Source organism: Nakamurella alba, from assembly GCF_009707545.1.
Lineage (GTDB): Bacteria > Actinomycetota > Actinomycetes > Mycobacteriales > Nakamurellaceae > Nakamurella > Nakamurella alba.
Window position 1 is genome coordinate 134,474 of sequence record NZ_WLYK01000008.1, and the last position, 22,926, is coordinate 157,399.

20 protein-coding genes and 1 tRNA gene are annotated in these 22,926 nt (G+C 70.6%); 10 read left to right on the forward strand and 11 right to left on the reverse strand.

From position 1 onward, the window contains the following. Positions 1-21 precede the first annotated feature (21 nt). Positions 22-95: transfer RNA gene (locus GIS00_RS18380), tRNA-Gly, on the reverse strand. 73 nt (positions 96-168) lie between these two features. On the opposite strand from GIS00_RS18380, the gene dcd reads away from it, so the two are divergent. Beyond that, on the forward strand, positions 169-750 hold the full coding sequence (dcd, locus tag GIS00_RS18385) for a dCTP deaminase (RefSeq protein WP_154769912.1): 582 nt from the start codon (positions 169-171) through the stop codon (positions 748-750). A 36-nt stretch (positions 751-786) separates the two neighbouring features. Here the strand turns inward: dcd and GIS00_RS18390 are convergent, their stop codons facing one another. Then, positions 787-1,167: a VOC family protein gene (locus tag GIS00_RS18390; protein WP_154769913.1), complete on the reverse strand. Its 381-nt coding sequence runs from the start codon at positions 1,165-1,167 to the stop codon at positions 787-789. 190 nt (positions 1,168-1,357) lie between these two features. On the opposite strand from GIS00_RS18390, the gene GIS00_RS18395 reads away from it, so the two are divergent. Both GIS00_RS18395 and GIS00_RS18400 read left to right on the forward strand, forming a co-directional pair. Next, on the forward strand, positions 1,358-3,634 hold the full coding sequence (locus GIS00_RS18395; RefSeq protein ID WP_322098111.1) for a (Fe-S)-binding protein: 2,277 nt from the start codon (positions 1,358-1,360) through the stop codon (positions 3,632-3,634). Between the two features lie 470 nt (positions 3,635-4,104). After that, positions 4,105-4,485 (forward strand): hypothetical protein, encoded by a 381-nt coding sequence (locus tag GIS00_RS18400; protein ID WP_154769914.1) that lies wholly within the window; start codon positions 4,105-4,107, stop codon positions 4,483-4,485. Positions 4,486-4,805: 320 nt separating this feature from the next. On the opposite strand, the gene GIS00_RS18405 is transcribed toward GIS00_RS18400, so the two are convergent. Further along, complete coding sequence (locus GIS00_RS18405; RefSeq protein WP_154769915.1) at positions 4,806-6,854, reverse strand: TPM domain-containing protein; 2,049 nt, start codon at positions 6,852-6,854, stop codon at positions 4,806-4,808. A gap of 169 nt (positions 6,855-7,023) precedes the next feature. Here GIS00_RS18405 and GIS00_RS18410 point away from each other — a divergent pair, with 169 nt between their 5' ends. Continuing rightward, positions 7,024-7,449 (forward strand): hypothetical protein, encoded by a 426-nt coding sequence (locus tag GIS00_RS18410; protein ID WP_154769916.1) that lies wholly within the window; start codon positions 7,024-7,026, stop codon positions 7,447-7,449. A gap of 28 nt (positions 7,450-7,477) precedes the next feature. On the opposite strand, the gene GIS00_RS18415 is transcribed toward GIS00_RS18410, so the two are convergent. Further along, entirely contained in the window at positions 7,478-8,344 is an 867-nt protein-coding gene (locus tag GIS00_RS18415) for a haloalkane dehalogenase (RefSeq protein ID WP_322098112.1), read from the reverse strand. Between the two features lie 4 nt (positions 8,345-8,348). Beyond that, positions 8,349-10,316 carry a glycoside hydrolase family 15 protein gene (locus GIS00_RS18420; protein ID WP_322098113.1) on the reverse strand — a complete coding sequence of 656 codons (1,968 nt, stop codon included), beginning with the start codon at positions 10,314-10,316 and terminating at the stop codon, positions 8,349-8,351. 65 nt (positions 10,317-10,381) lie between these two features. Between GIS00_RS18420 and GIS00_RS18425 the strand changes: the two genes are divergently transcribed. Beyond that, positions 10,382-10,945, forward strand: coding sequence for a DUF1697 domain-containing protein (locus GIS00_RS18425; protein ID WP_196073353.1), 564 nt, complete (start codon positions 10,382-10,384; stop codon positions 10,943-10,945). 20 nt (positions 10,946-10,965) lie between these two features. On the opposite strand, the gene GIS00_RS18430 is transcribed toward GIS00_RS18425, so the two are convergent. Then, positions 10,966-11,670 carry a TIGR00266 family protein gene (locus GIS00_RS18430; RefSeq protein WP_154769918.1) on the reverse strand — a complete coding sequence of 235 codons (705 nt, stop codon included), beginning with the start codon at positions 11,668-11,670 and terminating at the stop codon, positions 10,966-10,968. Between the two features lie 129 nt (positions 11,671-11,799). Between GIS00_RS18430 and GIS00_RS18435 the strand changes: the two genes are divergently transcribed. From GIS00_RS18435 to GIS00_RS18455, 5 genes are all read left to right on the forward strand, one after another. After that, positions 11,800-12,360: a hypothetical protein gene (locus tag GIS00_RS18435; RefSeq protein ID WP_154769919.1), complete on the forward strand. Its 561-nt coding sequence runs from the start codon at positions 11,800-11,802 to the stop codon at positions 12,358-12,360. 273 nt (positions 12,361-12,633) lie between these two features. Next, positions 12,634-14,469 (forward strand): molecular chaperone DnaK, encoded by a 1,836-nt coding sequence (gene dnaK, locus GIS00_RS18440; RefSeq protein WP_154769920.1) that lies wholly within the window; start codon positions 12,634-12,636, stop codon positions 14,467-14,469. Positions 14,470-14,477: 8 nt separating this feature from the next. Further along, positions 14,478-15,140 carry a nucleotide exchange factor GrpE gene (gene grpE / locus GIS00_RS18445; protein WP_154769921.1) on the forward strand — a complete coding sequence of 221 codons (663 nt, stop codon included), beginning with the start codon at positions 14,478-14,480 and terminating at the stop codon, positions 15,138-15,140. 94 nt (positions 15,141-15,234) lie between these two features. Then, the gene (dnaJ, locus tag GIS00_RS18450) at positions 15,235-16,419 is read left to right on the forward strand and encodes a molecular chaperone DnaJ (protein ID WP_154769922.1); all 1,185 of its coding nucleotides are present in this window, start codon (positions 15,235-15,237) and stop codon (positions 16,417-16,419) included. Further along, positions 16,416-16,898 (forward strand): heat shock protein transcriptional repressor HspR, encoded by a 483-nt coding sequence (locus GIS00_RS18455; RefSeq protein ID WP_154769923.1) that lies wholly within the window; start codon positions 16,416-16,418, stop codon positions 16,896-16,898. The genes dnaJ and GIS00_RS18455 overlap by 4 nt, the downstream gene beginning before the upstream one ends. 61 nt (positions 16,899-16,959) lie before the next feature. Here GIS00_RS18455 and GIS00_RS18460 read toward each other — a convergent pair whose 3' ends face one another. The 5 genes from GIS00_RS18460 to GIS00_RS18480 all read right to left on the reverse strand — a co-directional run bounded on the left by GIS00_RS18460 (position 16,960) and on the right by GIS00_RS18480 (position 22,840). Then, positions 16,960-17,814, reverse strand: coding sequence for a hypothetical protein (locus tag GIS00_RS18460; protein ID WP_154769924.1), 855 nt, complete (start codon positions 17,812-17,814; stop codon positions 16,960-16,962). Between the two features lie 233 nt (positions 17,815-18,047). After that, positions 18,048-18,863: a hypothetical protein gene (locus GIS00_RS18465; RefSeq protein WP_154769925.1), complete on the reverse strand. Its 816-nt coding sequence runs from the start codon at positions 18,861-18,863 to the stop codon at positions 18,048-18,050. A gap of 348 nt (positions 18,864-19,211) precedes the next feature. Beyond that, entirely contained in the window at positions 19,212-20,060 is an 849-nt protein-coding gene (locus tag GIS00_RS18470) for a hypothetical protein (protein WP_154769926.1), read from the reverse strand. A gap of 104 nt (positions 20,061-20,164) precedes the next feature. Then, entirely contained in the window at positions 20,165-21,004 is an 840-nt protein-coding gene (locus GIS00_RS18475) for a hypothetical protein (RefSeq protein ID WP_154769927.1), read from the reverse strand. Positions 21,005-21,232: 228 nt separating this feature from the next. Further along, complete coding sequence (locus GIS00_RS18480) at positions 21,233-22,840, reverse strand: cellulase family glycosylhydrolase (protein WP_154769928.1); 1,608 nt, start codon at positions 22,838-22,840, stop codon at positions 21,233-21,235. Positions 22,841-22,926: the final 86 nt, after the last annotated feature.

The window sequence follows — 22,926 nt, forward strand, 5'->3', positions numbered from 1 at the left end:
AACGCCTGTTCCTGCCGACCGTGGAGCGGGTGACGAGAATCGAACTCGCGCTATCAGCTTGGGAAGCTGAAGTTCTGCCACTGAACTACACCCGCACGCTGCCGGAGCAGCGACGGCCAGTATACGGGCCTGGAAGGTCAGGTCCAGCCGGGCAGATAGGCTCCCGGGATGCTGCTCTCCGACGGGGACCTGCGGGCCGAGATCGAATCCGGTGCGCTCGTGCTGGATCCCTACGACCCGACGCTGGTGCAGCCGGCCAGCATCGACGTGCGCCTGGACCGCTGGTTCCGGGTCTTCAACAACTCGAAGTACACGCACATCGACCCGGCCCTGCAGCAGGACGAGCTGACCGAGCTGGTCGAGGTCGCGCAGGGCGATGCGTTCGTGCTGCACCCGGGCGAGTTCGTGCTCGGCTCGACGTTCGAGCAGGTGACGCTGCCGGACACCCTGGCCGGACGGCTGGAGGGCAAGTCCTCGCTCGGTCGCCTCGGCCTGCTCACGCACTCGACCGCGGGTTTCATCGATCCCGGGTTCACCGGACACATCACTCTCGAGCTGTCGAACGCGGCGAACCTGCCGATCACCCTCTGGCCGGGGATGAAGGTCGGCCAGCTCTGCCTGTTCCGCCTGACCTCCGCGTCCACCCACCCGTACGGCTCGGTCGAGTACGGCTCCCGCTACCAGGGACAGCGCGGCCCGACCCCCTCCCGCTCCTACCTCAACTTCCGCCGGGACGACACCAGCCGCTGAACCACTGCGCTCTCCGGAGGCCGGCCGAACGTCGGATCAGGCCTTGCGCGAGGACAGGATGCAGAACTCGTTGCCGAAGGGATCGGCCAGCACCACCCAGCTGACGTCGCCCTGACCGACATCGACCCGGGTCGCACCCATCCCGATCGCCCGCTCCACCTCGGCGTCCTGGTCGTCCGGGCGCAGGTCGACGTGGATCCGGTTCTTGATCGACTTCGCCTCCGGCACCCGCACGAACAGCCAGCCCTCGGTGTCGTCACCCGGCGTGTGGATCCAGACCTCCTCCGGGCCGAGCGGGTCGGCCAGGTCCTCCGCGGACGGTTCGACGAACTGCCAGCGCATCACCTCGGCCCACCACCGCGCCACGACCACCGGATCGTTCGCGTCGATGGACCACTGCTCGATCGTCATCCCCATACCCACACCCTAAGCAGGGAACAGGTGCGACGTGTGCGTGCTCACATGGCCCCCGGCACCCTCGGGATAGGTGGATGCGCGCCCGCCGTGTCAAGGTGAACGGTGAGTAACAGCTCCCGGATCGCACCGCCGCGCGGTCCCCGGGTGGCTCGATGACCCGGCGCTGTGCCATCGGGAAGGAACGTCCGTCGTGAGTGTCGTGCAGTGGGTGACCGGGCCGGTCGCCGCCGTTTTCATCGTGGTCGGTTTCGGGTTGTTGGGGCGTGCCGGCTGGCAGATCTACAAGACGATGCGGCTGGGTCAGCCGGATCCGCACCGGGCCGGTCCGATCGGCAAGCGGTTGGGCACGCTGGTCAAGGAGTTCCTGGGTCATACCCGGATGCTGAAGTGGGGCATCGTCGGCGCGGCCCACTGGTTCGTGATGGTCGGCTTCGGCGCCCTGGTGCTCACCCTGGTGGAGGCGGTCGGGGAGACCTTCGACCCGGCGTTCGAGATCCCGTGGCTGGGGCATCAGGCCTGGTACGGGCTGTTCGTGGAGTTCATCGGACTGACCACGGTGCTGGGTATCGGCACGCTGATCGCGATCCGGCAGCTGAACCTGCCGGGCCGGATGGGCGGCCGCCGGTCTCGGTTCGAGGGGTCGAACATCCGGCAGGCCTATTTCGTCGAGTCGGTCATCTTCGTGATCGGTCTGTGCATCTTCTTCATCCGCGGGTTCAAGGCGGCGAACGGTCTGCTGCCGTACCCGACGTGGGCGGCGCCGATCTCGGTCGGGCTGGGATCGATCCTGCCTGCGTCGCTGGCCGCGGTGAGCATCGTCGCGCTGCTCAAGGTCATCGTGTCGATGGTGTGGGCGATCGTGATCTCCCGGTCGCTGACCATGGGTGTGGCCTGGCACCGGTTCCTGGCGTTCTTCAACATCTACTTCAAGCGGGAGGACTCCGGCCGCACCGCGTTGGGTGCGCTGCGGCCGATGATGTCGAACGGTGAGGTGCTCAACCTGGAGGAGGCCGACCCGGAGGTCGACGTGTTCGGCGCCGGCAAGGTCGAGGACTTCTCGTGGAAGGGTTGGCTGGATTTCTCCACCTGCACCGAGTGCGGGCGGTGCCAGTCGCAGTGCCCGGCGTGGAACACCGCGAAGCCGTTGTCGCCGAAGCTGGTCATCCTCTCGCTGCGCGATCACGCGCACGCGAAGGCGCCTTACCTGGCCGCCGGGGGTGGGCTGAACTCCGACGGGGACGAGAAACTCACGGACGAGGCCCGTGCCCGGCTGGCGCACGAGAACCCGCTGGCCCTGCTGGAGGCGGCCCGGCCGCTGATCGGCGGCGCGGAGGCCGCGGAGGGCCCGAACGGTGAGATCCTCGGTGGTGTCATCGATCCCGAGGTGCTGTGGGACTGCACGACCTGTGGTGCGTGTGTGGAGCAGTGCCCGGTGGACATCGAGCACGTGGACCACATCGTGGACATGCGCCGCTACCAGGTGATGATCGAGTCCGAGTTCCCGTCCGAGCTGGCCGGGTTGTTCAAGAACCTGGAGAACAAGGGCAACCCGTGGGGGCAGAACCAGTCCGGCCGGATGGACTGGGCCAAGGACCTGGACTTCGAGGTCCCGGTGGTCGAGGACGTCATCGACCCGGACCACGAGTACCTGTTCTGGGTGGGCTGCGCCGGTGCATTCGACGACCGGGCCCGCCGCACCACCCGCGCGGTGGCCGAGCTGCTGCACATGGCGGCCGTCGGGTTCGCCGTGTTGGGCGAGGGCGAGACCTGCACCGGTGACCCGGCCCGCCGGTCGGGCAACGAGTTCCTGTTCCAGATGATGGCGCAGGAGACCGTGGAGACGATCAACACCGCGTTCGGCGACCGGGTCCGCAAGAAGATCGTGGTGACCTGCCCGCACTGCTTCAACACCCTGTCCAACGAGTACCCGGACATGGGCGGCGCCTACGAAGTGGTGCACCACACCCAGCTGCTGAACAAGCTGGTCCGGGAGAAGCGCCTGGTGCGCAAGAAGGTGCCCACCGGTGCCGCGCTGCCCGACCACATCACCGGCGACAGCACCGCTCCGGCGGCTGGGTCGGCGGCGAAGGATCCGGGCACGGTCACCTACCACGACCCGTGCTACCTGGGCCGGCACAACAAGGTCTACTCCCCGCCGCGGGAGCTCATCGGAGCCACCGGCGCCACCCTGGCCGAGATGCCCCGCAACTCCTCCCGCGCCCTGTGCTGCGGCGCCGGCGGCGCCCGCATGTGGATGGAGGAGAAGATCGGCAAGCGGATCAACCTGGAACGCACCGACGAGGCCCTGTCCACCGGCGCCGAGACCATCGTGACCGGCTGCCCGTTCTGCCGCGTCATGCTCACCGACGGCCTCACCGCCCGGCAGAACGCCGACGAACCCCAGGGCACCGACGTCGAGGTCATGGACGTCGCCCAACTCCTCCTCGCCGGCGTCAAGGGCAGCTGACCCGCGCTACCCCCGCGGCTCCACACCGGAGGTCCTGCAACCCGTGAGCTATAGCTCACGGGTTGCAGGACCGTCGTCGTTTCAGGCGCTGGCAAGAGGGCCGCGACAACGGTGACCAGTTCACTGGAGGCAGGGCGCTCGTGGTTCCGGGGGAGTGGGTGCACCCGATCGGGGAGGTTCATCGGGTGCGGTGGTGGGTCACCCGGATTCTGCTCCGCAGACCCCGATCGGGCCGGGCAATCCGGTGCGACGCAGACCGGCGGTGTTCGTCACGCGCTCGTGAGCATGACGATTTTCCCGGTCGGGTGACACCGGAAGCCCTCCGGGACGGGCCGTAGCGGCCTCCCGCGACTCCAAAGTGTGGTCACCTCGTCACAGGAGGTTGATGCATGTGGATAACCGTTCCCCGGTAGGTCGAGTGGTTCTACCGTTGGAGGCACAAGAAGCTGACCGACCGCGAGGAACATCCCATGCGTCTGCGCCACCTGCTCGGCGGAACCATCGCCGCCGCCGCTCTCGTCCTGGCCGGCCCGGCCTCGATGGCCTCGGCCGCTCCGGAGCAGGGCAACAACCTCGGCAAGCCGTCGGTCGTCCTCGGCTGCTCCGCCGAGCTGTCGACCACCACCCCGGCCGCCGGGTCCGTCGTCGCGCTGCGCATCTCGCAGACCATCGGCAGCGGCCTGAACGTCGTCGAGATCGGTGACGGCACCCGCCGCGTCACCAGCACCGCCAACGGCACCGCGGTCGTCTACTTCCTCGCCGGCCAGGCCGGCCGCACCGCCGACATCACCGTGACCGCGCGTCAGGGCTCTATCGGCTGGAGCTGCTCCACCGACTTCCGCACCGTCTGACCGCACCGCGCGACATCGCGCGGCGCAGACCGGAACGACACGGACCGGAACGACACAGCGCAGACCGGGAACGACACAGACCGGGAACTACGAAGGCCGGGACCCACGGGTCCCGGCCTTCGTGCTGTTCAGGTCGGGGTGCCGTGCCGTCGGAGGACCGGGCACCTGCCTGGCGACCGTCGTGCCGCACCAGCCCAGGGCCGATCAGGCGTGACCGGCCGGCTCGTCACCTGCACCGTCAGATCCCTGCCGCGGTCAGAACCCTGCCGCGGTGAGAACCCTGCCGGGATCGGAACCCCGCCGGGCCAGAACCGGCCGGGTCAGAACCGTCCGCCCGCACCCCGGCTGCCTCCGCCGCCCCCACCTCCGCCGAATCCGCCGCCGAATCCGCCACCGCCGCCGAAACCGCCGAACCCCCGGCTGTGCCCGCGATGGCCGCCGCCGCTGGACAGGATCCCGCCGATGATCCCGCCGAGGATCGCGCCGCCGATGTTGCTGCCGCCGCCCCCGCCGCCGAAACCACCGCCGCCGAAGCCGCCGCCGAAACCACCGACGTCCTGCTGCGCGAGTTGGATGGCCGCGTCGGCCAGCGCCGTGGCCTGCTTGGCCTCGGCGAGCGCCTGCCGCGGATCGGAACCGGCCAGACCCTCGGCCGCGGCCAGGTGCCGGTTCGCCTCGGCCAGCCGGGTGCGGGCCTGGCTGCCGACCGCGCCGCGCCGGGTGGTGACGTAGTCGGAGGCGGTGGCGATCCGCTGCCGCGCGGTGGCCAGCGTCTCCTGCAGCAACTGCGCCGCCCGCTGCTCGTTCTGCTGTGCGCTCCGGGTGTCGGCCAGGATGTCGTCGAGCGCCTCGTCCGCCTCCTGGATGCGCTGCGTCGCCAGCACCGGATCACGCTGCCCGGCCAGGCCGGCGACCGCGGTCACCGCGAGCTCGACCTGGTCCAACCGCTGCACCAGCGCCTGCGACTCGGCGCCGGCCGACCCGTGCGTCAGCGCCGATCGGGCCGAGGCCAGCTCCGCCTGCACGGGTGCCAGCCGGCTCTGCAGCTGGGATGCCGCCGCGGACAGCTCGGCCTCCAGAGAGCCGACGGCATCCAGCAAGGTGGTCGCCTGGGCGAGGGCTTCCTCCGCGTCCCGGGCGGCCACGGCCGCGTCGTTCGGGCCGGCCTGCGGGTCCCCGCCGGCCGCGGCGGTGTTCGCCGCCGTCGCCTCGGCCAACTCGTCACGGGCGAGTTCCAGCCGGGCTCCGGCCTCGGTCACGTTGGTCGACACCGTGGAGAGCGCGGTCGGCGCGTAGGTCCCGCTGAGCCGGCCGAGAGCGGCGGTCACGTCCGGCAGGCGAGCGGCCACCGCGTCGATCCGGCCGGGCAGTTCGGCCAGCACCGTGGGCAGCCGGTTCCGGGTGTCCAGCAGCTCGTCGAACCGCTCGCTCTGCTCGTCCAGCGCCTCGTCCGCCTTGGTGCAGCGGTCGATGATCTCGGTCATCCAGGCCCGCCGGGTCGCCTCGTCCTCCGGTTCGTCGTCGTCGATCTGCTGGCGCAGCCGGAACGCCGCGGCCAACGAGTCCCGTGCCTGCTCGAAGGCGCGGCGGAAGTCCACGACGGCCGCGGCGCCGAAGGTCTGCTCGGCCAGTTGCAGCTGCGCCTCGCTGGTGCGGACCGCGTTGTCGGTGGCGATGAGGATCTGGACGGACCGCTCGGACAGTTGCTCATAGGGCTCCACCGGCACCGGCGGCTCGGCCGGCGCGCCGCCCGGACCGTCACCGGAGCCGCCTGCCGGAGCTCCACCGGCAGCCGCTGGCTGCGACTTCTTGCGTCGGGCCCGGAGCCAGAGCAGCACGACGACGACGACCACGACCGCGATCACCACGAGGACCCAGAGGAACGACGACGCCCCGCCACCGCCGATCTCGGACCGCAGACCGTCCGCGGCCGCCACCACTGCGCCCGACCAGTCGCTGCCGGACAGGCGGGGCGCCACGTCGTTGGTGCCGATGGTGTCGACCTCATCGGTGGTCAGCGGGAAGGAGTCCCCGACCTCGATCCGGTACGCGCGGTCCTCGGTGGCAACGGCGAGCAGGGCGTAGCGGGAACCGAAGTCGGAGTCGGCGAAGGTCTCCGCCGCCCAGTCGGCAGCAGGCGTCCCATCGAACGAATCGACGAACACCACCCAGAGCTGGACGTTGTCCTCGCTCTGCAGGGAGTCGATGGCGGACTGGGCCGCGGAGGTGTTCCCGCCCAGCGCGCCGTTCGTGTCGCTGATCCTGTCGTCCAGCCGGAACGGGGGATCCGCGGCCGCAGGACCGATCGCCGCGCCACCGAGCAACACGGCCGCGATCACCGCGACCGCGATCCTGCTGAGCCTTCGCATGCCCGTCCTGCCCCTTCCACGTACTGCTCACCACGCCGGCCACTCACCACGCCGGCTGCCGTGCCACCGAACGGGCCTCACCCTATCGGGACTGCTCAGGACGGTTGCCGTTACCGTGGGACAGCAGGGGAACACGCTCCAGGAGAACGCACCGCCGAGGAGGGCCGGCATGGCCGAGCAGACACCGGGCGCACCGGACGACGTCACCGATGCCGAACTGGTCGACGAGACGCCGGCGCCGACGCCGGACCATTCGGACAACTCTGACGACGACAGTTCCGAGGACGTCCAGGATGCGGAGCTGGTGGAGCCCGCGGCGATCGTGCCCGCGCCGTTCGTCCCGGGGAGCACGCCCGACCTGACCCTGCCCCCGCCGCCCGCCTTCGACTACACCGATGCCGGCGTGCCGACGCTGGACTACGTGCGGTCCAAGGTCGAGGGCCGGCTCGGCACCGCGATGGGTGCGGAGGAACTGGCCCGGGCGGCGGCGAAGGCCGACGAGGTGGAGAAGGCCCGCGCGGAGCAGGAGGCCGAAAGGGCCCGGCTGGCCGCGGAGAAGCTCGCCGAGATCCGCCGCTCCCTCGGCCAGGGCTGAGCGAGCCGCCGGACCCCGCGCCCCGGGATCAGCCGAGGGTGGACAGCCAGTCCCGCAGCGCCCGGCCGATCTCCGGCCCGGCGTCCTCGGGCAGGAAATGACCGCCGGGCACCGTCACCTCGGTCTGGTCCGGCCAGCTGCGGCAGTACTCCCGCGGTGCGTCCACGAGCAGCACCCCGGGATCACCGTTCACGAAAAGCTTCGGGATCGACGACCCGGCCATGAACTCGCCGTTCGCCGTCACGATCTCCGCCACGTCGGCCGGGGACCCGTCGATCGGGATCTGCCGGGCCCACGTCAGCATCGGGCGCCGGCCCTCACCGGGCTCGAGGTACGGCCGTCGGTACTCGGTCATCGCCTCGTCGTCCAGCGGCACCGACGTGGCCACCGCCAGGATCTGCTCGACGAACACGTTGTCCTGCAACACCCGCTGCTCGCCGCGCTCCGAGCGCAGGCTGCCGAAGAAGTCCGGGTCCGGCGCCGTCGGGGTGCCGGACCGGTGCGGCGCCACCATCGTCTCCAGGTAGCCGATCCCGCGGATCCGTTCCGGACGCCGCCGGGCCAGGTCCATCGCCAGCACCCCGCCCCAGTCGTGGCCCACCACCACGAAGGGCGCATCGCCGAGAACGGCGTCGACGAAGGCGTCCAGGAACTCCCGGTGGTGCACGAACCGGTACCGCTCGTCCCCGGTCTCCGGCAGCTTGTCCGATCCGCCCATGCCGATCAGATCCGGTGCGACGCAACGGAACCCGGCGCCGACCTCGGGAATGACCGCACGCCACAGGTAGGACGACGTCGGGTTGCCGTGCAGCAGCAGCACCGCCGGGCCGTCGCCGGCGAAGCGGTACGCCATCCGCCGCCCCATGACGGTCACGGTCTCCGGGGCGGCGGTCACGGCGTCAGGCCTGGCGGTTCGCCGGGGTGAAACCGAAGGCGGGGGAGGACTCCTCGGCCCTGATCACGTGGGTCACCGCGTTGATCAGGGCGAGGTGGGTGAACGCCTGCGGGAAGTTCCCCAGGTGCCGCCCGGTGGTCGGGTCGAGCTCCTCGGCGTACAGGCCCAGCGAGGACGCGTGCGAGAGCAGGCGCTCGCACAGGGCTTTCGCCCGGGCCAGCTCGCCGATCTCGACCAGCGCCGACACCAGCCAGAACGAGCAGATGGTGAACGTGCCCTCCTCGCCGGACAGCCCGTCGTCGGTCTCGTCGACCCGGTAGCGCAGCACCATCCCGTCGTGCGTCAGCTCGTCGGCGATCGCCAGCACGGTGGCCCGGATCCGCGGGTCGTCCGGCGGCAGGAAGCGCAGCAGCGGCGCCAGCAGCAGCGAGGCGTCGAGGGCGTCGCTGCCGTACCGCTGGACCAGCACGCCGCGCTCGTCGACGCCGTTCGCGCAGATGTCGGCGTGGATCTCGTCGGCGATGGCTTGCCACTTGTCGGCCGTCGACTGCGAGTCGTGCAGCCGGGCCAGCCGGACGCCGCGGTCCATCGCCACCCAGCACATGATCTTCGACGAGACGAAGTGCTGCGGCTCGCCGCGCACCTCCCACATCCCGCAGTCGGGCGCCCGCCAGTGCGCCGCGGCCTGCTCGACCTGCGCCTTGACGATCGGCCACAGCTCCTCCGGCAGCTGGTCACGGGACCGGGCGTGCAGGTAGATGGAGTCGAGCAGGGCGCCCCAGACATCGTGCTGCCGCTGGTTGTAGGCGCCGTTGCCGATCCGCACCGGCGAGGCCCCGTCGTAGCCGGTCAGGTGGTCGAGCGTGGACTCGACCAGTTCCCGCTCGCCGCCGATGCCGTACATGATCTGCAGGTCGTTCGGGTTGTCCACGCAGACGTCGTGGATGAAGAAGAAGAAGTCGTTCGCCTCGCGGTCGAAGCCGAGGGTGTATAGGCCCCACAGCGCGAAGGTCGAGTCGCGGATCCAGGAGTAGCGGTAGTCCCAGTTCCGTTCGCCCTGAGGCGTTTCCGGCAGCGACGTGGTCGCCGCGGCGAGCAGGGCGCCGGTCGGCGAGTAGCTGAGCCCCTTCAGTGCCAGCGCGGAGGACTGCAGGTAGGTGCGCCAGGGGTGGTCGGGGAAGCTGCCCTTGGTCAGCCACTCCCGCCAGTACTCGCCGGTGCGCCACATCTGGTCCTCGGCCTCGGCCTGGGTCTGCGGGGCCGGGAGCTCGGAGAAGGACAGTGCGACGAAGTGCGAGTCGCCGAGCTTCATCCGGGTGCGGGCCGTAGCGGCCCGCCCTTCTACCCCGATGCGCAGCGAGGAGGTCAGCTTGAGCGGCGGCTGTCCGTCCGCGGTCGCGCTGACCACGTTGTAGCTGCCGTTGTCGTACTTCCAGGTGGCGCCCTTGCGGCCGTAGTCGAACACCGGCTCGCAGGTCATGTTCAGGTCGACGGTGCCGTAGATGCACTTGATGGTCCGCAGCAGCACGTGCGCGGCGTCGAAGTCGTTGGGCGCCCGCCGGTGTGTCTTGGACCGCTCGGTGACGTTGTGCCAAGGCCCCATGATCAGCGCGTCCCGGACGATCAGCCAGCCGGTCGGCGTCTGCCAGGTGGTCTCCAGCACCAGGGTGCCCGGCAGGTAGCGGCGCGCGGCCGGCACGTTCACCCCGTACGGCCCGACCCGGAACGACCCGCCGGACCGGTCCAGCAGCGAGGTGAAGACGCTCGGCGAGTCCGGCCGCGGCAGGCAGAACCACTCGACCGCGCCGGACGGGGCGATCAGGCAGTTGGTCTCGCAGTCGGACAGGAACGCGTAGTCGGCGATGTGCGGGAAGCTGCCGCTCGAGGGGTGGCCGGCCGTTCCCGGGGCGGTGTCCAGCCCCAACGGGCCGGTGTGGGCCGATGCGGCGGGCGGCGTGCTGGTCTCGGTCACCCCTCCATTGTGGCCCTCGCGGATCCGGTCTGTGCAGCGCCCGCGGGATGTGCAACTGTGACGCCGTGACCAGGTATGTCGCCCTGCTGCGCGGGATCAACGTCGGGAAGAACAACCGGCTGCCGATGGCGGACCTGCGGGCCGCCCTGGAATCCATCGGGGGGACGGGCGTCGGCACCTACCTGCAGAGCGGCAACGCCGTGCTCGATCATCCCGACTCCACCGACAAGGTGGCCGCGGCCCTGCGGAAGGCCGTGCACGAGGGCTCCGGGATCGACGTCCCCATCCTCGTCCGCACCGCCGACTGGCTCGAGAAGGCGCTGCGCGACGACCCTTTCGGGACGAAGGCGACCAACCCGAAGACCTACCTGCTCGCCTTCCTGTCCGAGACCCCTTCGGCCGCAGCGAAGAAGAAGCTCGCCGACGCGGTGGCCGCGCGGCAGGCCAAGGGCGGCAAGGACTCCGGCGACGAGTACGAATTGGACCGGGACCGCGGTTACCTCTGGTGCCCGGTCAACGTGCACGAGTCGCTGTTCGCCTCGCTGGACTGGGACAAGCTGCTCGGCGTGCAGGTGACCATGCGCAACTGGGACACCGCGAACCGGCTGCTGGCCCTCGCGCGGGGCTGATCCGACAGCGGCTCCGGATGTCAGCCGAAGAGGCCGGAGCGCGGGTTGTTGCCCGGCGCGGGGGAACGGGCCCAGTCCGAGAAGGATTCCGGGTTCCGGGTCTGCAGCAGCACCCGGCCCGGCCCGACGAAGTCGAACACGAAACCCTCGCCCGATTTCATCGACTGGATCGACCGGCCCTCGACGGCCCGCCGCATGTTGAAGTTCATCCCCAGGTCGTAGGCCACGACGTGGCCGGTGTCGATGGTGACCGGCTGGCCCGGGGCCAGGTCGAAGACGTCGATCGCGCCGTAGCAGGACACCAGCGCCTGGCCCTGGCCGTTGGCCCGGATCCCGAACCCGCCCTCGCCGCCGAACAGGTTCGACATGCCGCCGAACTGCGTGTCGATGGTGACGCCCTCGGCATTGGCGATCCAGTTGCCGCGGGAGAGGAAGAACGGCCGGTTCGGCTGGATGTCGATCGAGGCGATGTCGCCGGGCAGCACCCCGGCCATGTCCACCCAGCCGCCCTCCGCCGGCGCGGTGAAGGTGTTGACGAAGAAGGACTCCCCACCCAGCACCGACCGGCGCAGGCCGGCCATGATCCCGCCCTCGGACTTGGAGTGGAGCTGCACGCCGCCGCTGTGCGCGATCATCGCGCCGCGCTCCACCCGCACGCTCTCGCCGGGCGCCAGGAAGGCGCGGGCGACGGTGAACGACGGCGCGTGGCGGAGCTGGATCTGCATGGGGATCACCGTAGCGAGCCCGCCGTCGGCGCGAGGCACCTACGGTGACACCGGCACCGAACAGCCGGTGCTGAGCCACCCTGAGCCACCCTGAGCCTGCCGAGTCCCGAGACAGAGGAGTCCGCGCGCATGAGCACCCCCGAGCCCACCCCCGCATCCCAGGCCGACGTCGTCGCCCTGCGCCGGGACCTCGGCCGGCTGGAGCAACAGCTCCGCGCCCAGCAGACGATGCTGCTCCGGGTGCTGGTCGGGGTCATCGACCTGGCACTGGTGCTCGGCCTGTTCGTGCCGTACCTGATGGCCGACATCGAGAGCTCGAAGAAGGACAACTCGTTCGGGGTGGTGTCCGCCGGGTTCGACGCGGTGGGCTACGACGACGGCTTCTCGGTCGCGCTGGGTGTCGGTCACCTTGGCCTGGCGCTGACTGTCGTGGTCGCGATCCTCGCGATGGTCCAGGTCTGGGGCCGCAGCGGCAGTCGGGCCGGGCTGCGGACCCTGCAGACCACCGCCGTGCTGATGATCATCGGCACCGCGGTCTGCTGGCTGCTGATGTTCGTCGCGATGGGCCGGGCGGACGCGCCCTTCGGCTGGGGTGTCGTCTGGCTGAGTGCGGGCGTGCTGGGAGTGTCCGTGATGGCTTTCTCGCAGGCCGCCCGCGACCTCTGGATCGCCCCCGACCAGCGCTTCTGACCTGCTCGACCCGCCGCTGCTCCCGATCTCCATCCGGCCGCACTCACCCGACCGGGTGGTTCTGCTGCGCCGGGAACAATCCATCCTCGCCACCGGTTGGACGAATCAGCAAACCTGAGTCGACCCGACTCAAGCCGGATTGACAGGGTGCCGGGGCATCGGCATCCTGGAGTCGACTTGAGCCCGGGGCGCTCAAGTGCGAACCGGACAGTTGAAACCCCGATTCGTGTCGCCATCCCGACGGCACGAGCCATTTGCAAGCAGGAGGAACGCATGTCGCGTGCCGTCGGTATCGATCTCGGTACCACCAACTCCGTCGTCTCCGTGCTGGAGGGCGGCGAGCCGACCGTCATCGCCAACGCCGAGGGCGCCCGGACCACCCCGTCGATCGTTGCCTTCGCCAAGAACGGCGAGGTGCTGGTCGGTGAGGTGGCCAAGCGTCAGGCGGTCACCAACGTGGACCGGACCATCCGGTCCGTCAAGCGTCACATGGGCACCAAGTGGACCGTCGACATCGACGGCAAGAGCTACACCCCGCAGGAGATCAGCGCCCGGGTGCTCGGGAAGCTGAAGCGGGACGCGGAGTCCTACCTGGGCGAGAACGTCACCGACGCCGTGATCACGGTGCCGGCGTACTTCAACGACGCCCAGCGCCAGGCCACCAAGGAGGCGGGCGAGATCGCCGGTCTCAACGTGCTGCGCATCGTCAACGAGCCGACCGCGGCCGCCCTGGCCTACGGCCTGGACAAGGGTGAGAAGGAGCAGACCATCCTGGTCTTCGACCTCGGTGGTGGCACCTTCGACGTCTCGCTGCTGGAGATCGGCGACGGCGTCGTCGAGGTCAAGGCGACCGCCGGTGACAACAAGCTCGGCGGCGACGACTGGGACGAGCGTGTCGTCGGCTACCTGGTCGACAAGTTCAAGGCCGCGCACGGCATCGACCTGACCAAGGACCGGATGGCCATGCAGCGCATCCGCGAGGCCGCGGAGAAGGCGAAGATCGAGCTGTCCTCGAGCCAGCAGACCTCCATCAACCTGCCGTACATCACGGTCGACGCGGACAAGAACCCGCTGTTCCTGGACGAGTCGCTGTCCCGCGCCGAGTTCCAGCGGATCACCTCCGACCTGCTCGACCGCACCCGCACCCCGTTCCACCAGGTGATCAAGGACGCCGGCGTCAAGGTGTCCGACATCGACCACGTGGTGCTCGTCGGTGGTTCCACCCGCATGCCGGCCGTCACCGAGCTCGTCAAGGAGCTGACCGGTGGCAAGGAGCCGAACAAGGGCGTCAACCCGGACGAGGTCGTCGCCGTCGGCGCCGCCCTGCAGGCCGGTGTGCTGCGCGGTGAGGTCAAGGACGTCCTGCTGCTGGACGTGACCCCGCTGTCCCTGGGCATCGAGACCAAGGGCGGGATCATGACCAAGCTGATCGAGCGGAACACGACGATCCCGACCAAGCGGTCCGAGATCTTCACCACCGCCGAGGACAACCAGCCCTCCGTGCAGATCCAGGTCTACCAGGGCGAGCGGGAGGTGGCCGCCTACAACAAGAAGCTGGCCATGTTCGAGCTCACCGGCCTCGCGCCGGCCCCGCGCAACGTGCCGCAGATCGAGGTCACCTTCGACATCGACGCCAACGGCATCGTGCACGTGACCGCGAAGGACCTGGGCACCGGCAAGGAGCAGTCGATCAAGCTCACCGGCGGCAGCGCGCTGTCGAAGGACGAGATCGACCGGATGATGAAGGACGCCGAGGCGCACGCGGAGGAGGACAAGCTCCGCCGCGAGGAGGCCGAGGTCCGCAACCAGGCCGAGTCGCTGGTCTTCCAGACCGAGAAGTTCCTCAAGGACAACGACGAGAAGCTGCCCGAGGAGCCGAAGACCCGGGTCCAGGACGCGATCACGGCGGTGACCGAGGCGCTCAAGGGCACCGACCTCGCCGCGATCAAGACCGCGGTGGAGACACTGTCCACCGAGGCCCAGCAGCTGGGCGGTGCGCTGTACTCGCAGGAGTCGGCCGCGCCGGGCGCCGAGGGTGCCACCGGTCAGTCGCAGTCCGCGGACGACGACATCGTGGACGCCGAGATCGTCGACGACGAGAAGAAGTGACGGCAGGCATGTCTCATCCGGAGAACCACGCCGACGAGCCGCGCGTGGTGGTGAACGACAAGCGGCGGATCGACCCGGAGACCGGGGGTCTGCGGACCCCCGGCGCGGTCCCGCCCGGGACGAACCCGGCGGACCCGGCCCAGGCCGGTCAGCCGATCACCGCGACGGTGCTCGACAACCCGGAACTGACCGCGGATCTCGAGGCTGCGAAGCAGGAGGCCGCCGAGCGCACCGCCGACCTGCAGCGGGTGTCCGCCGAGTACGCGAACTACCGCAAGCGGGTGGACCGCGACCGTGAGGTGGTCGCCCAGGCGGCGAAGGCCCGGGTGCTCACCGAGCTGCTGCCGGTGCTGGACGACGTCGACCGTGCCGCTGCGCACGGCGACGTGACCGGCGCCTTCAAGGCGACGGCCGACAAGCTGGCCGAGACCCTGCAGCGCCTGGGCCTGACCGGCTTCGGCGCCAAGGGCGACCTGTTCGACCCGGCGCAGCACGAGGCGGTGCACTTCGCCACCTCCGCCGACGTCACCGAGCAGACGGTGACCGAGGTGCTGCGCACCGGCTACCTGGTGGGCGACAAGCTGGTCCGCCCGGCGGTCGTCGTCGTCACCGGCCCCGATCCGGACGCCGTCCCCGCGGAGTCCGCGGCCGGCGATCCGGCGGGGGAGTGACACCCACGCCGACACAGGAACCACAGCTGGTCCCGGCCCTCCACCGGGCCGGGACCGGCTGCCATGATGGGACTTTCGGAAGGGAGGTTCGCGGATGAGTGCCAAGGACTACTACGAGAAGGACTACTACGCCGCTCTCGGGGTCGGGAAGACCGCGACCGCCGCCGAGATCAAGAAGGCGTACCGGAAGCTCGCCCGCGACCTGCACCCGGACAAGAACCCCGGCGACAAGAAGGCCGAGGAGAAGTTCAAGGACGTCTCCGAGGCGTACGACGTGCTGTCCGACGACACCAAACGCAAGGAGTACGACGAGGCCAGGGCGCTGGCCGCGTCCGGCGCCTTCCGCGGCTTCGGCGGTGGTCAGACACCCGGTGGCGCAGGCGGTTTCGATCTGGGTGACCTGTTCCGCAACGGCGGCGCCCAGCAGGGCGGTGCCGGCGGGCTCGGTGATCTCTTCGGGGGCCTGTTCAACCGCGGCGGCGGTGCCGCCGGCGGCCGGGCCACCCGCGCCCGGCGCGGGCAGGACCACGAGACCGAGGTGACGCTGGCCTTCGCGGACTCCGTCCGTGGGGTCACCGTCCCGCTGCGCATCTCCGACCGCGCCACCTGCGGCACCTGTCACGGCACCGGCGCCCGCCCGGGCACCGCACCGCGCGAGTGCCCGGTCTGCCAGGGCACCGGCCTGACCACCCGCAACCAGGGGTCGTTCGCGTTCTCCGAGCCGTGCGCCAACTGTGGTGGCAGTGGCTCGCTGATCGACGACCCGTGCCCCACCTGCCACGGCGAGCGCACCGTGCTGGAGACCCGCACGTTGACCACCCGCATCCCGGCCGGGGTGTCGGACGGCCAGCGGATCCGGTTGGCCGGCAAGGGCGGCGTCGGCAGCAACGGCGGCCCGAACGGTGATCTCTTCGTCGTTGTGCACGTGGCCGCGCACGAGCTGTTCGGCCGGTCCGGGGACAACCTGACGCTCACCGTGCCGGTCAGCTACCCGGAACTTGTCCTGGGTGCCGATCTCGCGGTCCCGACGCTGGACGGCACGGTCACCCTGCGGGTGCCCGCCGGCACCGCCTCCGGGCGCAAGCTCAGGGTGAAGGGCGCCGGTGTGCAACGCAAGGACCGCACCGGTGATCTGATCGTCACCGTGGAGGTCGCTGTGCCGCAACGGATCCCGGAGGACGCGAAGGTGCTGCTGCAGCAGTTCGCCGATCTGGTCGACACCGACCCGCGGCCGGGCATCACCCGCGCCGTCGAGACGCGGACGGAGGCGGCGTCATGAGCCCCCGCCCCGGTCCGCCGGGCGGCGACCAGCAGCGCCCCGGCTTCGAGATGGACGCACCGCTGTTCGTCATCTCGGTGGCCGCGCAGCTGGCCGGCATGCATGCGCAGACCCTCCGGTCCTACGACCGCGAGGGCCTGGTCTCGCCCGGCCGTACCTCCGGCGGCGGCCGCCGCTACTCCCAGCGGGACATCGAGCTGCTCCGTGAGGTGCAGCGACTGTCCCAGGAGGAGGGTGTCAACCGTGCCGGCATCCGCCGGGTCATCGAGCTGGAGGCACAGGCGGACGCGCTGCGCGCCCGGGCGGCCGAGCTCGCCACCGAGGTGCGGGAGCTGCAGGCCGAACTGGCCCAGGCCCGCGCCGACGCGGCCAACGCCGCCGCGAACGCCATCGCCGGACTGCGCCGTGACGTGGTGCCGTGGCGCCGGCCCGGCACCGCGATGGTGACCTGGCAGGCCGCGCCGCGCCGCCGCGACTGACCGACCGCACGGGAAAGCCCCGGAACCGCAACCGGTTCCGGGGCTTCGTCGTTCCCGAGGGTCAGCAGGTGACCGTCAGGTGGAAGGGCGCGTCGTTGAGGTCGGGTGCGCCGTCGGAGCCGAGGGTCCAGAGGTACACCGTCACCGTGCCGCCGCTCGGGTTGCCGAGGCTGGCGAACTGACCCAGCGAGCGGGTCTCGACCTGCGGGGAGCACGAGGTCACCGGGGCGTCGAAGGTGACCTTGTAGGCACCGGAGCTCGCCGTGTGCTGGATCGAGACCACCCGGGACGTCCCGTGGGACAGCACGCCCGCGGCGCTCACCGACGCCTGCATCTGCGGGGCCCAGTACCCGGCGACGTCGAGCACCAGATCGGTCGGGCCACCGTAGTTCCGCACGGTCAGGTGCGCGGCGGAACCGGGGCGCAGGGTCAGCACCACGCCGGTGCCGTTGGTCTCCCGGTACTGCAGCTGGGTCGCTGCCGGCTCGGGGCTGCCGGCCGGCCAGGCCCGGGCGAAGCCGACCGCGGCGGGATCGACGGCGGTCATAGTGGCCGCCACCGCGGTGGCGTTCTCCGGGATGCCGCAGCCACCCTGCCGCCCGCCCTGCGAGACGATGCCGAACGAGCCGGACACGTAGTAGTTGCGGCTGACCTGGGAGCCGAGAGGCCCGAAGGCGGAACGGGTGTCGACCACCCGGCACGGGGTGATCGGCACGTAGACCTGGTCGGACCGGGCCGGTGCGGCCAGCACACCCGGCTCGGCGAGCAGAGGTGCGGCCGCGGCCGACCGGGCGTCGGGCGTCGCCGCCGGGTCGGGCGTGGTCGCGGCGGCGGGGACGGCCAGAGCGAGTGCGGTACCGGCCAGCGCGGCGGTGACCAGCGCAGTGACTGCGGCAGGAAGGCGGAACGGGGACATCATGGGCTCCATCGGATCTCGGGTCGGGGGTTGCTGTGGTGGACCCAGTCAACGGCGGACCCCCCTCCCGGATCAGAGCAACCGACTGCCCTGCCCGGGTGAATCCGCCCTGACCGCGGTGAGATCCGGTCAGGTCCGCCCGGCACGCCGGAAGGCCCGGACGCGACTGCGTCCGGGCTTTCCGGGTGGAGCTGTCGGTGCTGGTGTGCTGGTGCTGGTGCGGTGCTCGGGGGTCAGCAGTCGACGGTGAGGTACACGTACTGGTCGGTCGCGGCGCCCGCGGCGTTCCAGACGTACACCCGCACGGCGTTGACACTGGTCGGGGCGAAGGTGCTGGTGGAGGCGTACAGGCTGGTCACGTACGGGGAGGCCACCGCGGTGCAGTACCGGACGTTGCGGTCGAACTCGATGTCGTAGACGCCGGTGCCGACCTTCGTCGAGGAGATCGCCCGCGACGAGCCGGAGTACAGCGCACCGGAACCGCTGACCATCGCGGCCATCGGCTTGACGTAGTAGCCGTTGACGTCGATCACCAGGTCGGTGGGTCCGCCGTAGTTCTTCACCTTCAGGCTCTGCGCGCTGTCCGGGTCGATGGTCAGCGTCAGCCCGGAGCCGTTGGAGTGGGTGGAGTAGTTGAGGACGGTGGCCCCCGGCTCGCTCTCGTCGGCCGGCCAGGCCCGGACGAAGCCGCCCGCCTGCGGATCGACGGCGGTGATCACCGCCGCGATCGCCACGGCGCCGACGGGAACGCCGCAGCCGCCGGACTTCCCGCCCTGCGGGGCGAAGCCGAAGGTGCCGCCGACGTAGTACTGCCGGGTCACCTCGGACCCGTAGGGCGTGCCGTTCGTCCCGGTACCGGTCCGGGTGTCGACGATCCGGCAGGGGGAGACGGGCACGTACTTGGCCTCCGGCGAGGTCGGCTGATAGGTCGGTGCGGCGAGTGCCGCGCCGGCCCCGGCCACGCCGGCGGCGGAGGCACCGGTCGCGGCAAGTCCGAGGACCGCCCCGACGAGGAGGGGTAGTGCGAGAAGACGGGTCAGGACTCTCATCGGAGTTCCCTTCTGTTCCCGGCGTCGGGTCGGACACCGGACGAGATCTGATGGATGGCAGAACATGTCAGCCCTGGAACGAGGGATGACGCTCGGCCCGTCGGCCTCCGCGGAATGCGGATCGGAAGTTGCGGTCCGGGCGGGTGCACCTCGTTCGAACCGTGCAGCCAAGACGTACGGGTGCCGTCGAGGTTCTGTCGGATCCGGGTGTGCCGGGGCAATGCACCCGATCGGACGAACGTGATTACCCGGGCACGGCAAAAACCCGGCCGGACAACGGAATCCGAGGAATCCGTTGCCCGGCCGGGTGGAACCGTGGGCCTGCCCGAACGTCAGGGTTTCACGACGTCAGCAGTTCACGTTGATGTTGAAGTAGTAGTCCGTCGGGGCCCCGGCGCTGTCGAACGTGTACACGTAGGTGTACGTGCCGGAGGTGTAGGCGGTCGCGTACTTCGCCGAGTAGTCCGCTGTGGCCTGGACCGAGCAGTAGGTCACGTCGCGGTCCCACTGCAGCGTGTAGGTGCCGGCCGCCGTCCTGGTCGAGCTGAGCAGCCGTCCGGACTGATCGCTGATGGTGCCGTTGTACAGGATGTACGCCTCCATCTGCGGGATGTAGTAGCCGGTGACGTCGATGACCACGTCGGTCGGCCCCGCATAGTTCTTGACGGTGAGGTGCTGCGCGGCGCCGGGTCGGATGGGCACCGTCGCGCCGGTGCCCATGCTGAAGGTGCCGTAGCTCAGCAGGGTCGCCGAGGGCTCCGTGCCGCCGGTGGCCCAGGCCCGGATGAAACCGACGCTCGACGGATCCACTGCGGTGATGGTGGCCGTCACGGCCTTGGCGCCGGTCGGGATCCCGCAGCCGCCGGACTTGCCGCCCTGCGGCGCGAACCCGAAGGTGCCGGCCACGTAGTAGGCCCGGGTGGTACCGCTGCCGAACGGCGACCCGCTGCGGGTGTCGACCACCCGACAGGGCTCGACGGGGACGTACAGGTTCTCCAGGTTCGGCGGTGTCGCTTGGGTGCCACCCTGGTCCCGGACCGGCTCGCCCTTCGCGGCCGCGACGACCGCTGCCGGCGAGGCTGCTGCTTCCGGGGGCGGCGCGGAACCGGCCGCCGACCCCGGTCCGACCATGGTGCCGAGGGTGATGCACGCCGCCGCCGTCGTCGCTGCCAGCGCGGTGGTCATCCACTTCTTCATGACTGCTGGTACCTCTCTGCCGAGCCGCCCGCGAGCGGCTGCGTGAACGTCGTGTGGTCGACCGGAGGTGCTGCGGGGCCGCCAGATACTCGCCGGGGCAGATGTCAGCAGGTGACCGTGACGAGGAACCGGCCGTCGGTGAGGGTGTTGATGCCGTTGACGATCCGCCAGACGTAGATGTCGAAGGTGCTGCCGGAGACGGTCCCGACCGAGGTGTAGTACGAGAACACGGTCGACTGGGCCTGGATCGCGCAGGCGGTGATGTTCGTGTCGACGGTGATCCGGTAGGTGCCGGTGGCGAGCTTGCTGGAGCTGAGGAAGCGGTACGTGCTGTCCAGCAGGATCCCGTTCGGTTCGACCTGCGCCTGGATCTGCATCTCGTAGTAGCCGTTGACCTCGATCACCAGGTCGGTCGGCCCGGCGTAGTTCTTCACCCGCAGCGCCGGGCCGGAGGTGATGGCGATCGGCACGGTGGCACCGGTGCCGGTCGAGATCGTGCCGTAGTTCAGCAGTGTCGACGCGGGCTCGGACTGGTTGGTCGGCCACGCGCGCAGGAATCCGCGGTTCGACGGGTCGACGGCGGTGACGATCGCGGACACCGCCACGGCCGTCGTCGGCACCCCGCAGCCGCCGCTCTTCCCACCCTGCGGGGCGAAGCCGAAAGTGCCGCCCACGTAGTAGTTCCGGGCGACCTCGCTGCCCAGCGGAGTCGAATTGACGCGGGTGTCCACGATCCGGCACGGGGCCAGCGGCACGAAGACGTGGTCGGCCTTGGCGGGCAGCGCCCGCACCTGCGGCTCGAACACCGCCGGGGTCACCGTCGCGGCTGGTGCCGCCGCGGTCCGGTCGGATGCCGCGGACGCGGTCATGCCCGCGCCCACGATCAGTGCGCAGATCAGCGCGACCAGCAGGGCCGGGGTGGTCAGTGACGGGAACTTCTTCATGGCAGACCTTTCGGGAGCACGGAAGTCGGGTCACCGCGCGTGCGGGGGACGGGCGGCATCCTTCGGGACGGTGATCGGCCGTCGTGGATACGCGACGGCTTGCCCATCACCCGGACAACCGCGATCGTCCGCCGTTCGGCCCTGTCGTCGGCCGCAGCCGTCACGCTCCGTGGGAGCCCGCGAACCGTTGTCGCCGCAACCGGGTGGGTGCTCCCGGAGTGCAGACCGTCAGCCGAACCAGCCCAGCACATCGATGACCACATGGGTGCGGGCACCGGCGGTCTCGAACACGACGGCATCGGGCCGACCGGCCGCCACCGGCAGCACCAGCCCGGTGCCGGTCGACCCGCCGGCGGGGAAACTCAACACCGTGGCAGTGGCCGAGGTGCCGGTCGGACGGGAGCGGAGGTAGCCCGCGGTGGTCGGGCCGACCGCGGTCAGCACCACGCTGATCGCCGTCGCTCCCGTCGGGATCGCGCAGCCGCCGCTCCGACCACCCTGCGCGGGGAAGCCGGCGCTGCCGCCGACCGTCAGCGTCCGCGCCATCCCGGGTACGAGAATGCCTCCGGCCACCCGGGTGTCGACCAGCCGGCACGGTGCCAGCGGATGCAGGCCCACACCGCCCGCGGGCGGCTGGGTCACCGTCGTGGTCGACACCGCCGTCGAGGTCACCGTCACGGTGGTGGGCGTGGTCGGCTGCGACGCCACCTCCAGCAGATGTGTCCGCAGCGCCGTCCCGGCCGGTGCCCGGGGCGTGCCGTCGTCGGCGGACAGCAGGGCGAGGGTGCCGACCGAGGTGTCCGGCAGCACCCACCAGGCCCACGCCAGGTACCCGACATGGTGCGCATCCGCCCAGTCCATCAACGCTTCCAGGTAGGTGGCGTTCGTCCCGGCATCGGACGTGGTCGCGCCGAACTCCCCGATCACCACCGGCACCACCGCCGCCACCGGGGCGATCTCTCCGTTCCAACAGGCGGTGGACGAGCAGCGCTGCCCGCGGTAGGAGTGCAGCGACGCCACCAGCTGGTCGTCGTCCGGTCGCGCCGCCAGCCACCCGCGCAGGTCGTTCGCGTAGTCCAGCCCGCCCAGCAGGATCGGCTGCTCCGCGCCCGCCGCTCGGACCGCCGCGACGATCGAGGCCATACCCGCTGCGGTGTAGGTGTTCCCGCTCAACGTGGTGGTGTAGTCGTCCTCCACCATCGGACTGCAACCGCCGGAGGCCCAGCACGACCAGGTCAGCTGGAAGGTCCACGCATCGGTGCTGTCGTTCCACCGGCTGTACGGCTCGTTGAACGCATCGAACATCACCGACGGGTTCGCGGCGAAGGCGGCCGCCACCGACGACCACATCGTCACCGACGCCGCGTCCGGCATCGCCCGCTGCCCGGCGACCTGCGGGCCGCCGGTGCGCCGGGAGTGCAGGTCCAGCACCACGACCAGCCCGGCGTTGTTGAGTGCGGTCACGAACGACTGCACCGCCTGTCGGTACGGCGTCCCGGCATAGGCCGACGGCACTCCGCCGGTGGCGTTCCAGCAGTCCTGGTTCAGCGGCAGCCGCACGGCGTTCGCACCCCAGGCACCGATCGCCGCCGCGGTCGCGGAGCCGGCACTGCCTTGGGCGGTGCTCCGCGAGGTGCCCCAGCCCTGCGCGCAGGCGTACTCGAAGCTCGGGTAGTTCACCCCGCGCGGACTCCACGTCGCGCCGGTCCGGGAGTCGACCAGCACGTTGCCCTGCACCACGGGGCGCGCCGCCGCGGCCGCGACGGTCGCGGTACCGGGCGCGGGAGCGGGGCGCACCGCCCCGGTCACCGACAACAGGAGGGCCGTGGTGGCCACCGCGACTCCAAGGACTGCCGTGATGCCGTGTGCCGCAGACGTTTTCACGCATCACGATGGTACGGGTGCAACCTCGGCCCGGGCGG

Excerpts from the sequence above, each read along its gene's own strand:
- GIS00_RS18470 (WP_154769926.1), bottom strand. The coding sequence starts at position 20,060 with ATGAAGAAGTGGATGACCACCGCGCTGGCAGCGACGACGGCGGCGGCG.
- grpE (WP_154769921.1), top strand. The coding sequence starts at position 14,478 with ATGTCTCATCCGGAGAACCACGCCGACGAGCCGCGCGTGGTGGTGAAC.
- GIS00_RS18455 (WP_154769923.1), top strand. The coding sequence starts at position 16,416 with ATGAGCCCCCGCCCCGGTCCGCCGGGCGGCGACCAGCAGCGCCCCGGC.
- dcd (WP_154769912.1), top strand. The coding sequence starts at position 169 with ATGCTGCTCTCCGACGGGGACCTGCGGGCCGAGATCGAATCCGGTGCG.
- dnaJ (WP_154769922.1), top strand. The coding sequence starts at position 15,235 with ATGAGTGCCAAGGACTACTACGAGAAGGACTACTACGCCGCTCTCGGG.
- GIS00_RS18410 (WP_154769916.1), top strand. The coding sequence starts at position 7,024 with ATGGCCGAGCAGACACCGGGCGCACCGGACGACGTCACCGATGCCGAA.
- GIS00_RS18430 (WP_154769918.1), bottom strand. The coding sequence starts at position 11,670 with ATGCAGATCCAGCTCCGCCACGCGCCGTCGTTCACCGTCGCCCGCGCC.
- GIS00_RS18460 (WP_154769924.1), bottom strand. The coding sequence starts at position 17,814 with ATGTCCCCGTTCCGCCTTCCTGCCGCAGTCACTGCGCTGGTCACCGCC.
- GIS00_RS18465 (WP_154769925.1), bottom strand. The coding sequence starts at position 18,863 with ATGAGAGTCCTGACCCGTCTTCTCGCACTACCCCTCCTCGTCGGGGCG.
- GIS00_RS18475 (WP_154769927.1), bottom strand. The coding sequence starts at position 21,004 with ATGAAGAAGTTCCCGTCACTGACCACCCCGGCCCTGCTGGTCGCGCTG.
- GIS00_RS18405 (WP_154769915.1), bottom strand. The coding sequence starts at position 6,854 with ATGCGAAGGCTCAGCAGGATCGCGGTCGCGGTGATCGCGGCCGTGTTG.
- GIS00_RS18435 (WP_154769919.1), top strand. The coding sequence starts at position 11,800 with ATGAGCACCCCCGAGCCCACCCCCGCATCCCAGGCCGACGTCGTCGCC.
- dnaK (WP_154769920.1), top strand. The coding sequence starts at position 12,634 with ATGTCGCGTGCCGTCGGTATCGATCTCGGTACCACCAACTCCGTCGTC.
- GIS00_RS18400 (WP_154769914.1), top strand. The coding sequence starts at position 4,105 with ATGCGTCTGCGCCACCTGCTCGGCGGAACCATCGCCGCCGCCGCTCTC.
- GIS00_RS18390 (WP_154769913.1), bottom strand. The coding sequence starts at position 1,167 with ATGGGGATGACGATCGAGCAGTGGTCCATCGACGCGAACGATCCGGTG.